The following is a 13,499-nucleotide window of genomic DNA, read 5'->3' on the forward strand; positions in this document are numbered from 1 at the left end:
ACGCTTGCAAATATGCGGTGCTGTTCTCAGCGATGTTCGTTACGGTTAATGGAAACATGAAGCGCAACGGCCATCGCGCGGTTTGAAACACCGAGTTTATCGTAGAGATTTTTTAGATGGTATTTCACCGTATTGCGGGAGATGCCGGTGCGCGCTGCGATTTGCAGGTTGGTCCAGCCGTTCGCAAGTGCAGCAAGCAATTCCCGCTCGCGCGCGGTCAGGCTTTCGAGCGGATCGTGGTTCAAAAGATCGATGTCGACGTAAGGTAGCGACAAGCGGCCGCGCGCTACGGACACGACGGCTTCAAGCAGAACTTGCGGCTCTTCCGTCTTCGCAACGAAGCCCCATGCGCCGCTTTTGATCGCCGTACGGAGAACTTCGCTCGATCGCTCGCCCGTGTAGATGATGATGCGGGTGCGCCATTTCTCTTTACGGACGCGCGTGAGGACATCCCCACCCGTCATATCCGGCAGAGACCAGCCGACGATGACGATTTCGACGGGCTTGGTTTGAAGGGCGGCGAGAAGATCTTCTCCGGACGCGTAGATGCCGGAGACGCTGAAGCGGCCGTCGCGCACCAACAGCGTTTCCAACCCGGTACGCACGACCGGGTTTTGATCGACGATCGAGACCTCAATCTTGGATGCCATCGGCGCAACCATCTAAAAACATACGCAGGCCAACGCCGGCTTCGGTACCGGGATTGTTCGCCAAGTGGCGACCCCGGCAGGACAAACTGCGAACCTCTATGTCATTGGTACAGATAATAAAATTTTAAGGCAAGGACGGACTAATTGGCGACCCCGGCAGGATTTGAACCTGCGACCTACGGTTTAGGAAACCGTTGCTCTATCCAGCTGAGCTACGGGGCCAGCCCAAGCCTTGCGGCCGTATGTTCGGCGCACTCAAATCACGGAATGCGACGCCTCCGATGCTATGCGGTCCGCCGATGGCGAGGTCAAGATCTGCCACGCCGCGCGACAGCCTTGCGCTAACACCTTACGAGCGGTGCGCATTTTCAGCTCCTCTACTTGTAATTGAGAAAATTCGAGATCGCGAGTTATACTCATTCTGACCGCGAACGCGCGAGTGGAATTGAGAAATTCTAGCGGGCCTCGCGAGGGCCGTTCGCGGTCGTCCTCTCAGTTTTCTCTTCCAAACACCGTCTGGTTTTCGTGTTGCCGAACTTGAGCAACGCGCAAGCCGCTTGGCGATGTCCGTAGGTTATGCTCATTATCGCTTATGGGCGCGTGGGGGCGAGCGTTGTGCGTTGCTGCCGGATTGCTGAGCTTTGGTTCGGCTCCGATACCCTCTGCTGCCAGCGCCGAGCCACTTCCCACATGCACGCTTGAGCCCGGCCCGGTCGCCACGGTGAGCCGCGTTCTCGACGCGGAGACACTGGTGCTCGACACCGGGAAGGCAGTCCGCTTGATCGGCGCGCTGGCTCCACGCGCACGCGATGCGGGCGCCGAACGCGATGCCTGGCCACCCGAGACGGCGGCTGTTGCGTTCCTTTCAGATCTCGTGCTCGGAAAGAAAGTGCGGCTGGCATTCGGCGGACGTTCTACCGATCGCTATGGCCGCTATCTGGCGCAGGTTTTCGTTGAGGATCGTGGGCTGCGCGATTGGGTTCAAGGCAACATGCTCGCTGCGGGGCATGCTCGTGCCTATGGCCTGCCGGAGAGCTTTGCCTGCGCGCGCGAACTCATGGCGCACGAAGCTGAAGCGCGCGAGAAGCGCCGCGGCCTCTGGGGCAACGGCGTCTACCGCACAATGAGTGCCGAGCATCCCGGGCCGTTAATGGCGCAGCGCGAACGCTATGTGCTGGTTCGCGGTGACGTTCAAACGGTTGGCGTGACGAAGAGCGCGACGTACCTGAATTTTGGCGCCGACCGTCGCACTGACTTTACCGTGCGCATTGGCAAGCGAGTGCTTGCGGCCCATCCCGACCTTGCCTCGAAACTTCAGGCGCAGGAGGGAAGAACAGTCATCATTCGTGGTTGGATTGAGCGCCGCAACGGTCCGCAGATCGATGTCTCCGATCCATCTCAGATCGAAATGCTCGACGAAGACGATACGCCCGGCGTGGCGCATGCGCCGGTGCCTGGAGCGGCGAAGCCTGCGAACGTCATCTCGGAAGAGACGTTCGAACCTGAGCCAGACGACGCAACGGACCGGCAGAACGAATTACGCCCGGCTCCGCTAGAGTCTGCGGAGCCGGGCGCTGTAAACTTATAGTCTCTCGACGCGCGAGACGTTAGGCGGCCGCTTCACCAACGGAAGTCGCAGTCGCTTCGTTCTCAGCCAGACGACGTCCCTTTGCGCTCTTGGACAGGATGTCCGTGATGCGCTGAACCGCACCGCGTTCGTCGAGCTTTTCGACAGCGGCGAGTTCGCGGGCCATGCGATCCAGAGCATCTTCGTAGAGCTGGCGCTCAGAGTAAGACTGCTCAGGCTGTGCTTCCGAACGATAGAGGTCACGTACCACTTCGGCGATCGAGATCAGATCTCCGGAGTTGATCTTCGCGACGTACTCCTGTGCGCGGCGGCTCCACATCGTCCGCTTGACGCGGGCGCGGCCCTTCAGCGTCTCCATCGCCTTTTTGACGAGTGCTTCGTCCGCGAGCTTACGCATGCCGACGCTGGCGAGCTTGCCGGTCGGGACGCGCAGCGTGAGCTTTTCCTTGTCGAACGTGATGACAAAGAGCTCGAGCGACATGCCCGCGATTTCCTGCTCCTCGATGCCAACAATGCGGCCGACGCCGTGAGCGGGGTAAACAACGAACTCGTTCGCTTTGAAGCCGTGCCGCTGGCTCACCGGCTTCTTCTGAACAGCAAGCAACTGCTTCGCGGCTGCAGCCTTTTCAGCGATCGCCTTCGGCGTCACCGGCTGAGCAGGCTGGGGTCCAGCGAGGGGCGACGACACTTTCTGCCCGGCTGGCTTGTGTGCGCCAGCAGGCATAGCCCGCTGCTGAATGCCTGCTTTCGCGGCAACAGCTGCAAGTGCTGGCTTTTTCGCCAGAATGGCTTCCGTGGTCTTTGTTGCGGGCTTGACCGCAACGGGCTTCTTTACAGCCGTCGCCTTGGCGGCTGCGGCAGGAGCAGCCGTCTTCGCTTTCGCGACCGGCGCCTTCGATGCTTCAGCCTTCACGGGTTGTTTCACGGTTTTCTGCGCACTGGCGGTCACCTTCAAGGGAGCAGCCCTCCGAACAGCCGGTTTTGCTGCGGACTTGGGGCTGACCGGAGCTTTTTTCTTCTGCGCCATATTTGTTTTCTCACTCTCGCATACTGGGCTCGCCGTAGAATCGGCTCTGCCTTCAGGCCGCCATTCGCGGCGGGAGTTTCTGTCTCTGGCCAAACCGTCAGCCGACGACACGCACGCGACGAACCCAACCCCGTCACCTAGACGGCCGGTTCCCCGCGTGATCAGTCGTGGCCTAGCTTTGCAAACTCCGTCCGATCCTGATTAGACTGCGTAACGCCCCATAATGTTCTTTCGGCTGCCCACAATTCATGGGCGGCCTGCTTTTGTTCGCAGCCGTTTCGGATTTGTGCAGACTTTTTGCCATCCAGAACACCCTAGCACAAAGGCGCCGAGAATTGAAGGGCGACATCCTGAAACAATCTGGCCGCTCTTAAGGCACGCGCCAAAACAGGACGAAAACGGGCCCAGCTCAATATCTCTGACGACGAGCTTTCCGAGTGATCTCAGCGAGATAGAAGAAAACTCAGTCCCCAGAACCTGGATTTGGAGAAAAATACTTCTCAAATTTATCCGGTTCGTTTTGGACGGCATCGGCGTCCGGGAGGGCCGGTTTCTTAACGGTGATGTTCGGCCACTGGTCAGCGTACTGGCGGTTCAGTTCGAGCCACTTGTCGAGATTGGGTTCCGTGTCGGGCTTAATGGCTTCGGCGGGACACTCCGGCTCGCACACGCCACAATCGATGCACTCGTCAGGGTGAATGACGAGCATGTTCTCGCCTTCGTAAAAGCAGTCGACCGGGCATACCTCGACGCAATCAGTGTACTTGCACTTAATGCACTTATCGTTGACGACGTAAGTCATGCTCTTTCCTGGGGCTAGTGATCGTCGGCCGCAGCTCTTGGCGCGCGCGTCAAGACGGTCGAACACCTTAGAGCACAGCCATTGGAGGCTTGCCTAGACCAGATGGAGTCACAGGTCTGATCGGCGCTTGAACTTTTCAATCTCTCGGCGATCGCGTTTTGTGGGGCGGCCCGCGCCTTGCTCCCGGACGGCCGGATCAGCTGGCGGCATGGCGTCCTGTGTCTCGCTATCCTTCGGCTTGCGGTTGGCGATGCCTTCGCGCGGCTGAGGCGCCGTCAGGTCACGATACAGAAGCTGCGCCTCTCTCGCTGGGCCGCGCCGCACGCCAATCGCTACGATCTCAAAACTGCGGATGATGCGCCCGGCGACGAGTGTCAGGCCGTCGCCCGGTTTGACCACGGTGCTCGGCTTGACGACCTTGACGCGATTGAGCCGAACCTTGCCGCGTTCGATCAATTCCTGCGCCAGGGTTCGCGATTTTACGATACGCGCGAACCAGAGCCATTGATCGATGCGCTGCGTCGAAGCAGCAGGCTCGGCCGGCATCAGCTAGAGCCGGGCTCTTCGCCGCGCTTCTCCATTTGGGCCTTCAGCGCTGCGAGCGCCGCGAAAGGCGAAGACGCGTCGGCCGCTCCGGATTTCGGCGGCGCTGCGGAGATGACCGTTACCGGGCGGCGCTGCTCTTCACGGCGCGGGCCGCGGCCATGTCGGCCTTCGTTCTGACGGCCGCCACGTTGATCGTGCTCACGCCCGCCTTTTCCAGCGTCATCGCGGCGCGGACCGCGATCGGACGAGCGACCTTCGAAGCGCTGACGCTGCTGGCCACGGCGGTCGTTGCGGCGTTCCGAACCCGTTTCGGCCGAAGGCTGCCCCGATGCGGTCTCCGAACCGTTGGCTGCGGCACCCGCCTGAGCCGCCTCCGGCGTTGCGGCCGGGGTTTGCGTCGAGCGATTGTCGCGAGAGCGGCCGCGGTGATGGCGTCCTTGACCTTCGCGACCCTCGCGACGGTTGTTCGATCCTTCGCGGCGGGCATGACGGCGCGGACGCCAGATTTCTTCAAATGCCTGCTCTTCGACCACAGGCGCAGTTTGCTCTGAGGACGGAGCAGCCGCAGCTTCAGTCGAGGATTCCGCGTCGTTGGTTTCGGAGACAGCGACGACCGTTGCCGGTTCATCGGCTGGTTCTGCTTGTGTTGTCGAGGTCTCTGCGGCTGGCGGTGTTTCGCCGTCTGTTGCAGACGGTTGCACCTCGGCGGGGGTAGCGGGAACTGCGGATTCAATCGGGCGCTTTTCGCTACGGAACCCAAGCGCCTTCAACACTTCACCGAGTTCGCCCGCGGAACAGCCCAGGATCGACATCATGTCGTCGGTCGTGCGGAAACCACCATCGCCGGTCGAGCCCTTCGGTGGCGCATCGGGGCGGTCAGGGGATGCGCGCCACGCGAGCAGCGGCCGGATCAGATCTGCCAGACGTTCGAGAATGTCGAGCCTGACGGCGCGCGGACCGCAGACGTGGAAACCGTGCGCGCGATAGAGTGCATCAGGCGTTGCGGGATCGGTCACAACCGAGGTGAGGCCAGGACGCGGAAGGTTCGGCGGGGCATCTTCCGGCTTGCCGTTCTTCAGCTGCCAGAGGGTTGCAGCGAGATCGGCAGGGGCCGGTTTCAACATGAGCGGGAAGAATATGTTGAACGCGCCGAAGCGCAAACCGTATTTGCGCAACTCCGCGCGCGCTGCCTGATCGAGGGCATTGATCTCGTTCGCGACCGTTTCGCGCTTCAGGGCGCCCAGGCTTTCCTTGAGCTGGAACGCGATCCCGCGCGCTAGGCCCTGAAGCTCTCCTGTCTTGCCCATATCGACAAGGGGCTTGAGCTTTTCCGCAATCTGATCGCTGACCCAGGTCTTGAGGCGCGCGAGGATTTTCTCGCGGTCGGCTTCGCTCATCGTATCGTCGACGAGCAGCGAGACACCCGGCTCAAGAGGATCATCGGCACGGTCGAGCTTCGCGATCTCTTCGTCACGCCACAGGATGATTCCATCGCGCGTCAGCTTGAACGCTTCGTTCTGAGCGGCTGCCACGCGGCGCGCACGCATGCCGAGTTCGCGCGTGACAACCTGCATGGCCGCCTGGCGCGTTGCGCGTTCGTGAACGCCATCAGCGCCAGCGTCCTGCGTGAAGCGGAAACCTTTCAGGCGTCCGACAAAATGATTTTCGACCGTGATCGAACCATCGTCGCCGATATCGGCCGTCAGTTCGTCCTTGTCGCGCATTCCTTTCATTAGGGCACTCGTGCGTCGGTCAACGAAACGCTGCGTGAGACATTCATGCAGCGCGTCGGAAAGGCTGTCTTCGATTGCGCGCGTACGCGCCTGCCAGTGTTGCGGATCAGCGAGCCAGTTCGGCCGGTTGGCAACGAACGTCCACGTGCGGATGTGCGCGATACGCGTGGCGAGCGTGTCGATGTCGCCATCGGTGCGATCAGCCAGCGAGACCTGATGGGCAAACCAGTCTTCCGGAAGACGGTGGTTCCCACTCGTCAGGTGACGATAAAGATTCGAGATGAGTTCGGCGTGGCTTTGGCCGGAAATCTTCCGATAGTCCGGAACCTGGCAAACATCCCAAAGCAGCGCGACGTTGTCGCGTGTCGAAGCGATGGCCGCGATTTCGGTGTCATTGCTCAGCGCTTCGAGCGCCGCCATGTCGTCTGCCGTGCGTGCGCGTGTCAGGCGCTGCTCGCGCGGGAGCTGGCGCAGCGAGTCATGCAGAGCCGAGAGCGACGACATGTCGAGATCGCGATTGCGCCATTGCAGATTGCGCACGCTATCGAAGCTGTGCGTTTCAAGCCGTTCGACGGTATCGGCGTCGAGCGGTTCGGCGCTGCCGGTCACACCAAATGTGCCGTCATTCATGTAGCGGCCTGCACGGCCTGCGATCTGCGCAATTTCTCCAGGCGTCAGATTGCGATGGTTCTGCCCATCGAATTTCCGAAGCGCCGAGAAGGCGACGTGATCGAGATCGAGATTGAGTCCCATGCCAATCGCGTCAGTCGCGACGAGGAATTCAACGTCACCCGATTGATAGAGCGCGACCTGAGCGTTGCGTGTCCTGGGTGACAGCGCGCCAAGAACAACGGCCGCGCCACCACGCTGGCGACGGATCAACTCCGCGACGGCGTAAACTTCCTGTGCGGAAAACGCGATGATCGCAGAACGCGCCGGCAAGCGCGTGATTTTCTTTTCGCCGCTATAGGTCAGTTTTGAAAGCCGCGGCCGCGCAATGAAGTTGGCGCCGGGAATGAGATCGCCAATAGCGTCGCGCATTGTCTGCGCGCCAAGGAGCAATGTTTCAGAGCGGCCGCGCGCGTGCAGCAGTCGGTCTGTGAAAACGTGGCCACGCTCGGGGTCGCCGCAAAGCTGGATCTCGTCGATCGCGAGAAAATCGACATCGATATCGCGCGGCATGGCTTCGACTGTCGAAACCCAATAGCGCGCGCGTTCCGGCTTGATTTTTTCTTCGCCCGTTATCAGCGCAACGTTCTCAACACCGACGCGGGCTTTGATCTTGTCGTAGACTTCGCGCGCTAGCAGCCGAAGCGGCAGCCCAATCATGCCACTGGAATGACCTAACATGCGCTCGATGGCGAGATGCGTCTTACCAGTATTCGTCGGTCCAAGCACCGCGGTGACGTTTCGGATGCGGGCTTCGAGATCACTTACCATTTGGGCACTTTGACTCCGGATGAGACCCTGGCATTGCAGAGCGGAGCCCTGAGATCAAGGGGCTAAGTGTGCCATGAACCGCCAATGCGGCGGCGTGCGCGGTTTTACTGTCTCAGCGCGATCTGAGCATTGCCTGCGGATGTAATGCGGATCTCCTCGGCAGTCATGACGGCAGGACCGATGGTCGAGGGAACGGTGATCCGGTAGGGGACATAGATGCCAGCGCTCGGAATGGCGCGCAGAGCAATCTCAATATGATCGTAATCGATCCACGGATTAACGAAATCCTTGGGTTTGTGGCCGGCGATTGGAAGATATTTCACGCGGCATACCACAAGTTCACGCGGCTGCCCGGACGCCTGCTTTTCTTTGATGGCTTCGCGCCCCTTCAATGAGAGACGCAGATCGAAACGGGCCTTGCCGTCGAATATTGGAATCGTTCGATTGCAGGCGTCTGCGCCCGATGCGTTCGAAATGGCGAGCGTTGCGGAAACCGGATCGAAGACGCGAAGCAGGTTTTCCGGCTTCACTTTGACCGTTTCGGGAGCTGGCGGCTTGTTCGGCACCAGGGCGATCGTTTTCACGCCCTTGTCGCTGAACCCCATTTTTACTGAGGCGGTCTTCGACTTCGTCTGGTAGCGCATTTCGTATTTGGCGGGCTGCGGCCCGGCACTCGACACCGAGCCAGTGCTCGAAAACGTGCCGCTCCACTTGAACGCGCCAAAGAGAGCAGAAATCTTGGTGTTGCCGACGGCGGTATACGTGCTTCCGGTTGTGGTCGACTTGAAATCGTAGGCGCCGACTTCAAAGCCATTAAACGACAGCTTGTAGCGCCCCTTCACTTCGCTCGGCCAAGCGGCTTCTGTCGCCGAAGCCGGAGCTGCGGCAAAGGCTGCCAGGGCGACGAAAACGCCGAATAGGACGCCGCGAACCGGCGCTTCGGCTGTGCACGTTCCCATACCTAACGTCCCCGGATTTCTGAAACCCCGACTGCAAGCCCTTGCGTTAGGCGGACTTTGCGACGATTCTTGGACTTTCAGGGGCCGCCGAATGGCCTATCCGGCCGTCCGGAGCGGGGGTCGTTTTCACTGCGGCCTGGGCCATTTGGGTGAAATCGGCGGCTTGACGGCTATCCCGCCCCTCAATTATACACCGCTCCTGAGCGATCCCCGTGAGCGAGCCTTGCGGGGCGCATTCTTTATTTTTCTGCCTTAGCAGATATTCGACAGGCCGCTCCCCGGTAACGGGCTGCGCCGCAGGAGACCGTTATGACCAGGCGTTGTGAACTGACCGGCACTCTTCCGCTGTCAGGTCAAAACAGGAGCCACGCAGAGAACAAGTCGAAGCGCAAGTTTCGTCCGAACCTCTGCAAAGTCACGCTGATCAGCGATGTGCTGAACCGGAAAGTGCGCTTGCGCATCACGGCTCGCGCGCTGAAGTCCGTTGAGCACCGCGGTGGCCTCGATGCCTTCCTGATCAAGGCAGACAACGACGAGCTGTCGGCGGATTGCCTCAAGCTGAAGCGCGAAATTCAGAAAGTGCAGGCCGCCAAGGCCGCCGCTTAAACCGCGCACGCGATCGATACCTGATTTCAGCCCGGCCGGGATTTTCCTATGGCCGGGCTTTTGCGTGCCCGGCTTCATTCACCGTGAACTGCAACAGCAGCGTGCGCTGAATCAGATGACTGAAGTTGTCGTCTGAGATCATCGTGACCAGCACCTCGCCGGTTTTGAGGCGCGTTACCGCGAGGCCTTCCATATTGTCGATCTGGCTCTTGAGGTCGGCTTCAAGCAGAATCTCGCCTTGCATCGTCCGCCCTGGCGTGACGTCGCCCGCCGGAATGCGCCGCAACCGCATCTTGACGCCCTCGGTCCAGCGGAATCTGCGCTCCAACACGAAGAGCGTCCCGTCGTCCAGGCTCGACACGTCGGTAACGTCGAAGTCACCGATGTTCTTGAGGTACAGCTTCTGTGGGCCTTTCTTGGTCCACAGCCAGCCCGTGTGATTGCGCGACGCATCATAAAGGCGCTCTGAGAACGCGATCGGCGCGCCTTTGTAGGGTCCGCCCTTCAGCACCGTTAGCGCTTCGATACCCTGGTTTGAACGCATCTTTCGTGCGCTCGCAGGGAGTGGAAGGCCGCCGCCACGAGAAATGACGCCTGCGGACGATCCGGAATAGCGCGTGATCCTGTGACGACGCTCGAACCCGATGAGGATCGTGCCATTCGCGATCGTACCGCTTTCGAGCGCAACCGCCTCGGAGTCGCTATCGCGCTTCCGGCCCGACAGATCGCCGTCTGGCGTTTGCAACGGTCCCAGGCGCGCATCCGTAATCGCGCTCGGGCTCGTGCCGTCGTACACAATTCTCCCGCTCAACCATGTTCCGACATCTGAGATCGCGAACAGCGACTTGGCCTCATCGTCCAGCAATAAGGCGGACCATCCGCCGAAGTCCGGCGACGGCGAACTGAGAACGAGACCGCCGCGAAACGTCACCTTGCCGAGATCATTCGTGTTCGCGGCGTCGTCGAAGCGCGCGAAATTGCGAATGGGGGATGCGTCGATCCTGATCGGCGCGCCGGATTTCTCAGTGGCGGCGTGCGTACCAGAATCGGCAAGAACGCCCGCCGGAATGGCCAACTGGGTCAACGCCGCAAGTACCGCCGCCGCAACAACAGCCGTGCTCGGTCTTGATCGCCAATACTTCAAGAGGGCCTCAGTGAAGCGAAGAGCGGCGACGCGTCCGCGAGCCAGGGCGGAGTTCGGGACCGCCGGTTTCTTCAAACAGTTCAACGAGCTTTTCCGTCATTGCCCCAGCGAGTTCGGACGCATCCGTAATCGTGACTGCGCGACGGTAATAACGCGTCACGTCGTGGCCGATGCCGATCGCGATCAGTTCGACGGGCGAATAATTTTCAATCTCGTGAATCACCTGCCGAAGGTGCTGCTCGAGATAGTTGCCGGTGTTGACCGAAAGCGTCGAGTCATCGACGGGCGCGCCGTCCGAAATCATCATCAAGATGCGACGCTGTTCCGGCCGCACAACCAAACGCGAGTGCGCCCAAGCCAGCGCCTCTCCGTCGATGTTTTCTTTCAGCAGGCCTTCACGCATCATCAGCGCGAGTGCATTTTTCGAGCGGCGCCAAGGTGCGTCGGCGCGCTTATAGATGATGTGGCGAAGATCGTTCAGGCGACCGGGAGAAGGCGGCTTTCCTTCTTCCAGCCACTCTTCGCGCGCCTGACCGCCCTTCCAGGCCTTGGTCGTGAAGCCAAGAATCTCAACCTTCACACCGCACCGTTCGAGCGTCCGCGCGAGAATGTCGGCGCAGCACGCGGCGACCATGATCGGGCGGCCGCGCATCGAACCGGAATTGTCGAGCAGCAGCGTCACCACCGTATTACGAAAATCCGTGTCGCGCTCTTTCTTGTAGGTGAGCGCGCCGGTGGGATCGACGATCACGCGCGTTAGACGCGCGGCATCGAGCGTGCCTTCTTCCAGATCGAAATCCCAGCCGCGATTTTGTTGCGCCAGCAAGCGGCGTTGCAGTTTGTTGGCGAGCTTTGCAACGGCAGCCGAAAGCGTTTTGAGCTCTTTGTCCAGGAAGGCGCGCAGGCGTTCGAGTTCTTCCGGCGAAGACAGCTCAGCAGCGCCGATCTCTTCGTCGTATGCGCGCGTGAAGACTTTGTAGCCGAACGCCTCGGGGTTATCCAAAACCGTCGTGTTTGGCCGCCACGGCGCAGGCACCTCTTCTTCGCTGAGTTCGCCGTCGTCCATGTCCTGCTGATCGGTGTCGCCCATCGAGTCGACATCGTCGGCCTCAGAGACATCTCCGTCGGACGTCTGGTCTTCGCTCTCCTGGTCCTGGCCGTCGGAACCTTCCTCCTCGGACTGCTCGCTGCCCTCCGGGCCATCCTCAGATGCGCCGTCTTCGGTCTCTTCTTCTTCCTGATTGGGCGCGGCCTGATCGTTCTGATCGACCATTTCCAAGACCTTCAGGAGGTCACGGATCTGGCGGCCAAACAGTTCCTGATTTTCGGAAAGGTCTTCGATGCGCTTCAGCAGCTTGCCGCAGCGCGATTCAATTTCCGGACGCCAGAGATCGACGAGCGCCTTCGTCGACTTCGGCGGCTCCAATCCGGTGATGCGCTCGCGAATTAGAAGCGCGAGGGCATCTTCAAGCGGCGCCTGCTCGCGGTCGCGCACCGTGCTGAAGCGACCGTGGCTGTATTGTTCTTCCAGGCGAGCGGTCAGATTGGCCGCCATACCGGGCATGCGTTTGGCGCCAAGCCCTTCGACGCGCGCACGTTCGGCCGCTTCGAAGACAGCGCGCGCCGGTCCAGGCGGCGGGCAAACACGGCGATGAATCTTAGCGTCGTGACAGCCGATGCGAAGCGCCAGGCTGTCGGCCCAGCCGCGAGCCAGAGCGATATCCTTGGCGTTCGGCACACGCGGCGGCTCTGGAAGATAGACCGACTTGCCGCTGACATCACCTTGATGGCCAGGACCGAATTCGATCTCGACTTCACTGTCCCCGGCGATCGCGCGCACGGTTGGACCGAGCACGCGCTTCAGCGGCTCGGAAGGGGCTTCCCGGCGTTTCGTCGTAGGGCTCACGACCGGCCTCACTTCGCCCTTTTCGATCGGAGGCCAGCTGGATTTCGCCACGCTGTCTCAGCTCAGAGCGACGTTTGCAGTGCTTTCGGACAACTCTTCTCCGAAACAGCGCTGATAGAATTCGGCGACAAGAGGTTTCTCGAGATCATCGCACTTGTTCAAGAACGTTACGCGGAAGGCGAAGCCGATATCGTTGAAGATTTCCGCGTTCTCGGCCCACGTCATGACGGTACGCGGGCTCATCACCGTCGAGAGATCTCCGTTGATGAACGCCGAGCGCGTCAGATCCGCGACTCGCACCATGTGCGAGACGTCTTTCCGCTTGGCATCGGTCTTGGCGAAGGATTTCACTTTCGACAGCACGATCTTGGCTTCGTCGTCATGCGGCAGATAGTTGAGCGTTGCTACGATCGACCAGCGGTCCATCTGGCCCTGGTTGATCTGCTGCGTGCCGTGATAGAGCCCGGAAGTATCGCCGAGGCCAATCGTGTTCGTCGTCGCGAACAGGCGGAACGCCTTATGCGGCCTGATCACCTTCGATTGGTCGAGCAGCGTCAATTTGCCGGAAACTTCGAGCACGCGCTGGATGACGAACATCACGTCGGGGCGACCGGCGTCGTACTCGTCGAAGACGAGCGCGGTGTTGCTTTGGAGCGCCCAGGGAAGGATGCCTTCCTTGAACTCCGTGACCTGATGACCGTCCTTCAGGACGATTGCGTCTTTGCCGACGAGATCGATGCGGCTGACGTGGCTATCGAGATTCACGCGAACGCACGGCCAGTTTAGCCGCGCCGCGACCTGCTCAATGTGAGTCGACTTGCCGGTCCCGTGATAGCCTTGAATCATCACGCGGCGGTTGTGCTTGAAGCCGGCGAGGATCGCGAGCGTCACGTCGCGATTAAAAAGATAGTCGGGATCGAGATCAGGAACGTGCTCGTCCGCCTTGGAATAGGCAGGGACTTCGAGATCACTATCGATTCCGAAGACTTGCCGCACGGACAACTTCATGTCCGGCAGGGCAGCTGACGCGCCAGAGGCGCTTGGTGTCGTGCGCATGTAGTCTGGATCCCGCTCGATGCGGTAGGGCAACCGCTATGT

The 13,499-nt window shown here is 60.6% G+C and carries 11 protein-coding genes and 1 tRNA gene; 2 read left to right on the forward strand and 10 right to left on the reverse strand.

Going from position 1 to position 13,499, the window contains the following annotated elements:
- Positions 1-26 precede the first annotated feature (26 nt).
- A complete protein-coding gene (locus tag DLM45_RS07045; protein ID WP_181336463.1) occupies positions 27-650 on the reverse strand; it encodes a response regulator transcription factor in 624 nt (207 codons plus the stop codon).
- Between the two features lie 145 nt (positions 651-795).
- Positions 796-872: transfer RNA gene (locus DLM45_RS07050), tRNA-Arg, on the reverse strand.
- Positions 873-1,263: 391 nt separating this feature from the next.
- Here DLM45_RS07050 and DLM45_RS07055 point away from each other — a divergent pair.
- Positions 1,264-2,238, forward strand: coding sequence for a thermonuclease family protein (locus DLM45_RS07055; protein WP_246317202.1), 975 nt, complete (start codon positions 1,264-1,266; stop codon positions 2,236-2,238).
- Between the two features lie 19 nt (positions 2,239-2,257).
- Here the strand turns inward: DLM45_RS07055 and DLM45_RS07060 are convergent, their stop codons facing one another.
- The 5 genes from DLM45_RS07060 to DLM45_RS07080 form a co-directional block, all read right to left on the reverse strand.
- Positions 2,258-3,265: a CarD family transcriptional regulator gene (locus DLM45_RS07060; RefSeq protein WP_181336465.1), complete on the reverse strand. Its 1,008-nt coding sequence runs from the start codon at positions 3,263-3,265 to the stop codon at positions 2,258-2,260.
- 463 nt (positions 3,266-3,728) lie between these two features.
- Positions 3,729-4,067 carry a ferredoxin FdxA gene (gene fdxA / locus DLM45_RS07065; RefSeq protein ID WP_181336466.1) on the reverse strand — a complete coding sequence of 113 codons (339 nt, stop codon included), beginning with the start codon at positions 4,065-4,067 and terminating at the stop codon, positions 3,729-3,731.
- A gap of 108 nt (positions 4,068-4,175) precedes the next feature.
- Positions 4,176-4,613: an RNA-binding S4 domain-containing protein gene (locus DLM45_RS07070; protein ID WP_181336467.1), complete on the reverse strand. Its 438-nt coding sequence runs from the start codon at positions 4,611-4,613 to the stop codon at positions 4,176-4,178.
- Complete coding sequence (locus DLM45_RS07075) at positions 4,613-7,786, reverse strand: helicase-related protein (RefSeq protein WP_181336468.1); 3,174 nt, start codon at positions 7,784-7,786, stop codon at positions 4,613-4,615. The genes DLM45_RS07070 and DLM45_RS07075 overlap by 1 nt, the downstream gene beginning before the upstream one ends.
- 104 nt (positions 7,787-7,890) lie before the next feature.
- Entirely contained in the window at positions 7,891-8,745 is an 855-nt protein-coding gene (locus DLM45_RS07080; protein ID WP_181336469.1) for a DUF3108 domain-containing protein, read from the reverse strand.
- A gap of 309 nt (positions 8,746-9,054) precedes the next feature.
- Between DLM45_RS07080 and rpmB the strand changes: the two genes are divergently transcribed.
- Positions 9,055-9,351 (forward strand): 50S ribosomal protein L28, encoded by a 297-nt coding sequence (gene rpmB / locus DLM45_RS07085; protein WP_181336470.1) that lies wholly within the window; start codon positions 9,055-9,057, stop codon positions 9,349-9,351.
- A 46-nt stretch (positions 9,352-9,397) separates the two neighbouring features.
- Here rpmB and DLM45_RS07090 read toward each other — a convergent pair whose 3' ends face one another.
- From DLM45_RS07090 to cobS, 3 genes are read right to left on the reverse strand one after another with little or no spacing between them, the layout of a single operon-like run.
- On the reverse strand, positions 9,398-10,495 hold the full coding sequence (locus DLM45_RS07090) for an esterase-like activity of phytase family protein (protein ID WP_246317204.1): 1,098 nt from the start codon (positions 10,493-10,495) through the stop codon (positions 9,398-9,400).
- 7 nt (positions 10,496-10,502) lie between these two features.
- Entirely contained in the window at positions 10,503-12,401 is a 1,899-nt protein-coding gene (cobT, locus tag DLM45_RS07095) for a cobaltochelatase subunit CobT (protein WP_181338219.1), read from the reverse strand.
- A gap of 57 nt (positions 12,402-12,458) precedes the next feature.
- Positions 12,459-13,457, reverse strand: coding sequence for a cobaltochelatase subunit CobS (gene cobS / locus DLM45_RS07100; protein WP_181336471.1), 999 nt, complete (start codon positions 13,455-13,457; stop codon positions 12,459-12,461).
- Positions 13,458-13,499 lie beyond the last annotated feature (42 nt).

Source organism: Hyphomicrobium methylovorum, from assembly GCF_013626205.1.
GTDB lineage: Bacteria > Pseudomonadota > Alphaproteobacteria > Rhizobiales > Hyphomicrobiaceae > Hyphomicrobium_B > Hyphomicrobium_B methylovorum.

Coding starts and splice junctions, on each gene's coding strand:
- DLM45_RS07045 (WP_181336463.1), bottom strand. CDS start 650: ATGGCATCCAAGATTGAGGTCTCGATCGTCGATCAAAACCCGGTCGTG.
- DLM45_RS07060 (WP_181336465.1), bottom strand. CDS start 3,265: ATGGCGCAGAAGAAAAAAGCTCCGGTCAGCCCCAAGTCCGCAGCAAAA.
- fdxA (WP_181336466.1), bottom strand. CDS start 4,067: ATGACTTACGTCGTCAACGATAAGTGCATTAAGTGCAAGTACACTGAT.
- DLM45_RS07070 (WP_181336467.1), bottom strand. CDS start 4,613: ATGCCGGCCGAGCCTGCTGCTTCGACGCAGCGCATCGATCAATGGCTC.
- DLM45_RS07075 (WP_181336468.1), bottom strand. CDS start 7,786: ATGGTAAGTGATCTCGAAGCCCGCATCCGAAACGTCACCGCGGTGCTT.
- DLM45_RS07080 (WP_181336469.1), bottom strand. CDS start 8,745: ATGGGAACGTGCACAGCCGAAGCGCCGGTTCGCGGCGTCCTATTCGGC.
- rpmB (WP_181336470.1), top strand. CDS start 9,055: ATGACCAGGCGTTGTGAACTGACCGGCACTCTTCCGCTGTCAGGTCAA.
- cobS (WP_181336471.1), bottom strand. CDS start 13,457: ATGCGCACGACACCAAGCGCCTCTGGCGCGTCAGCTGCCCTGCCGGAC.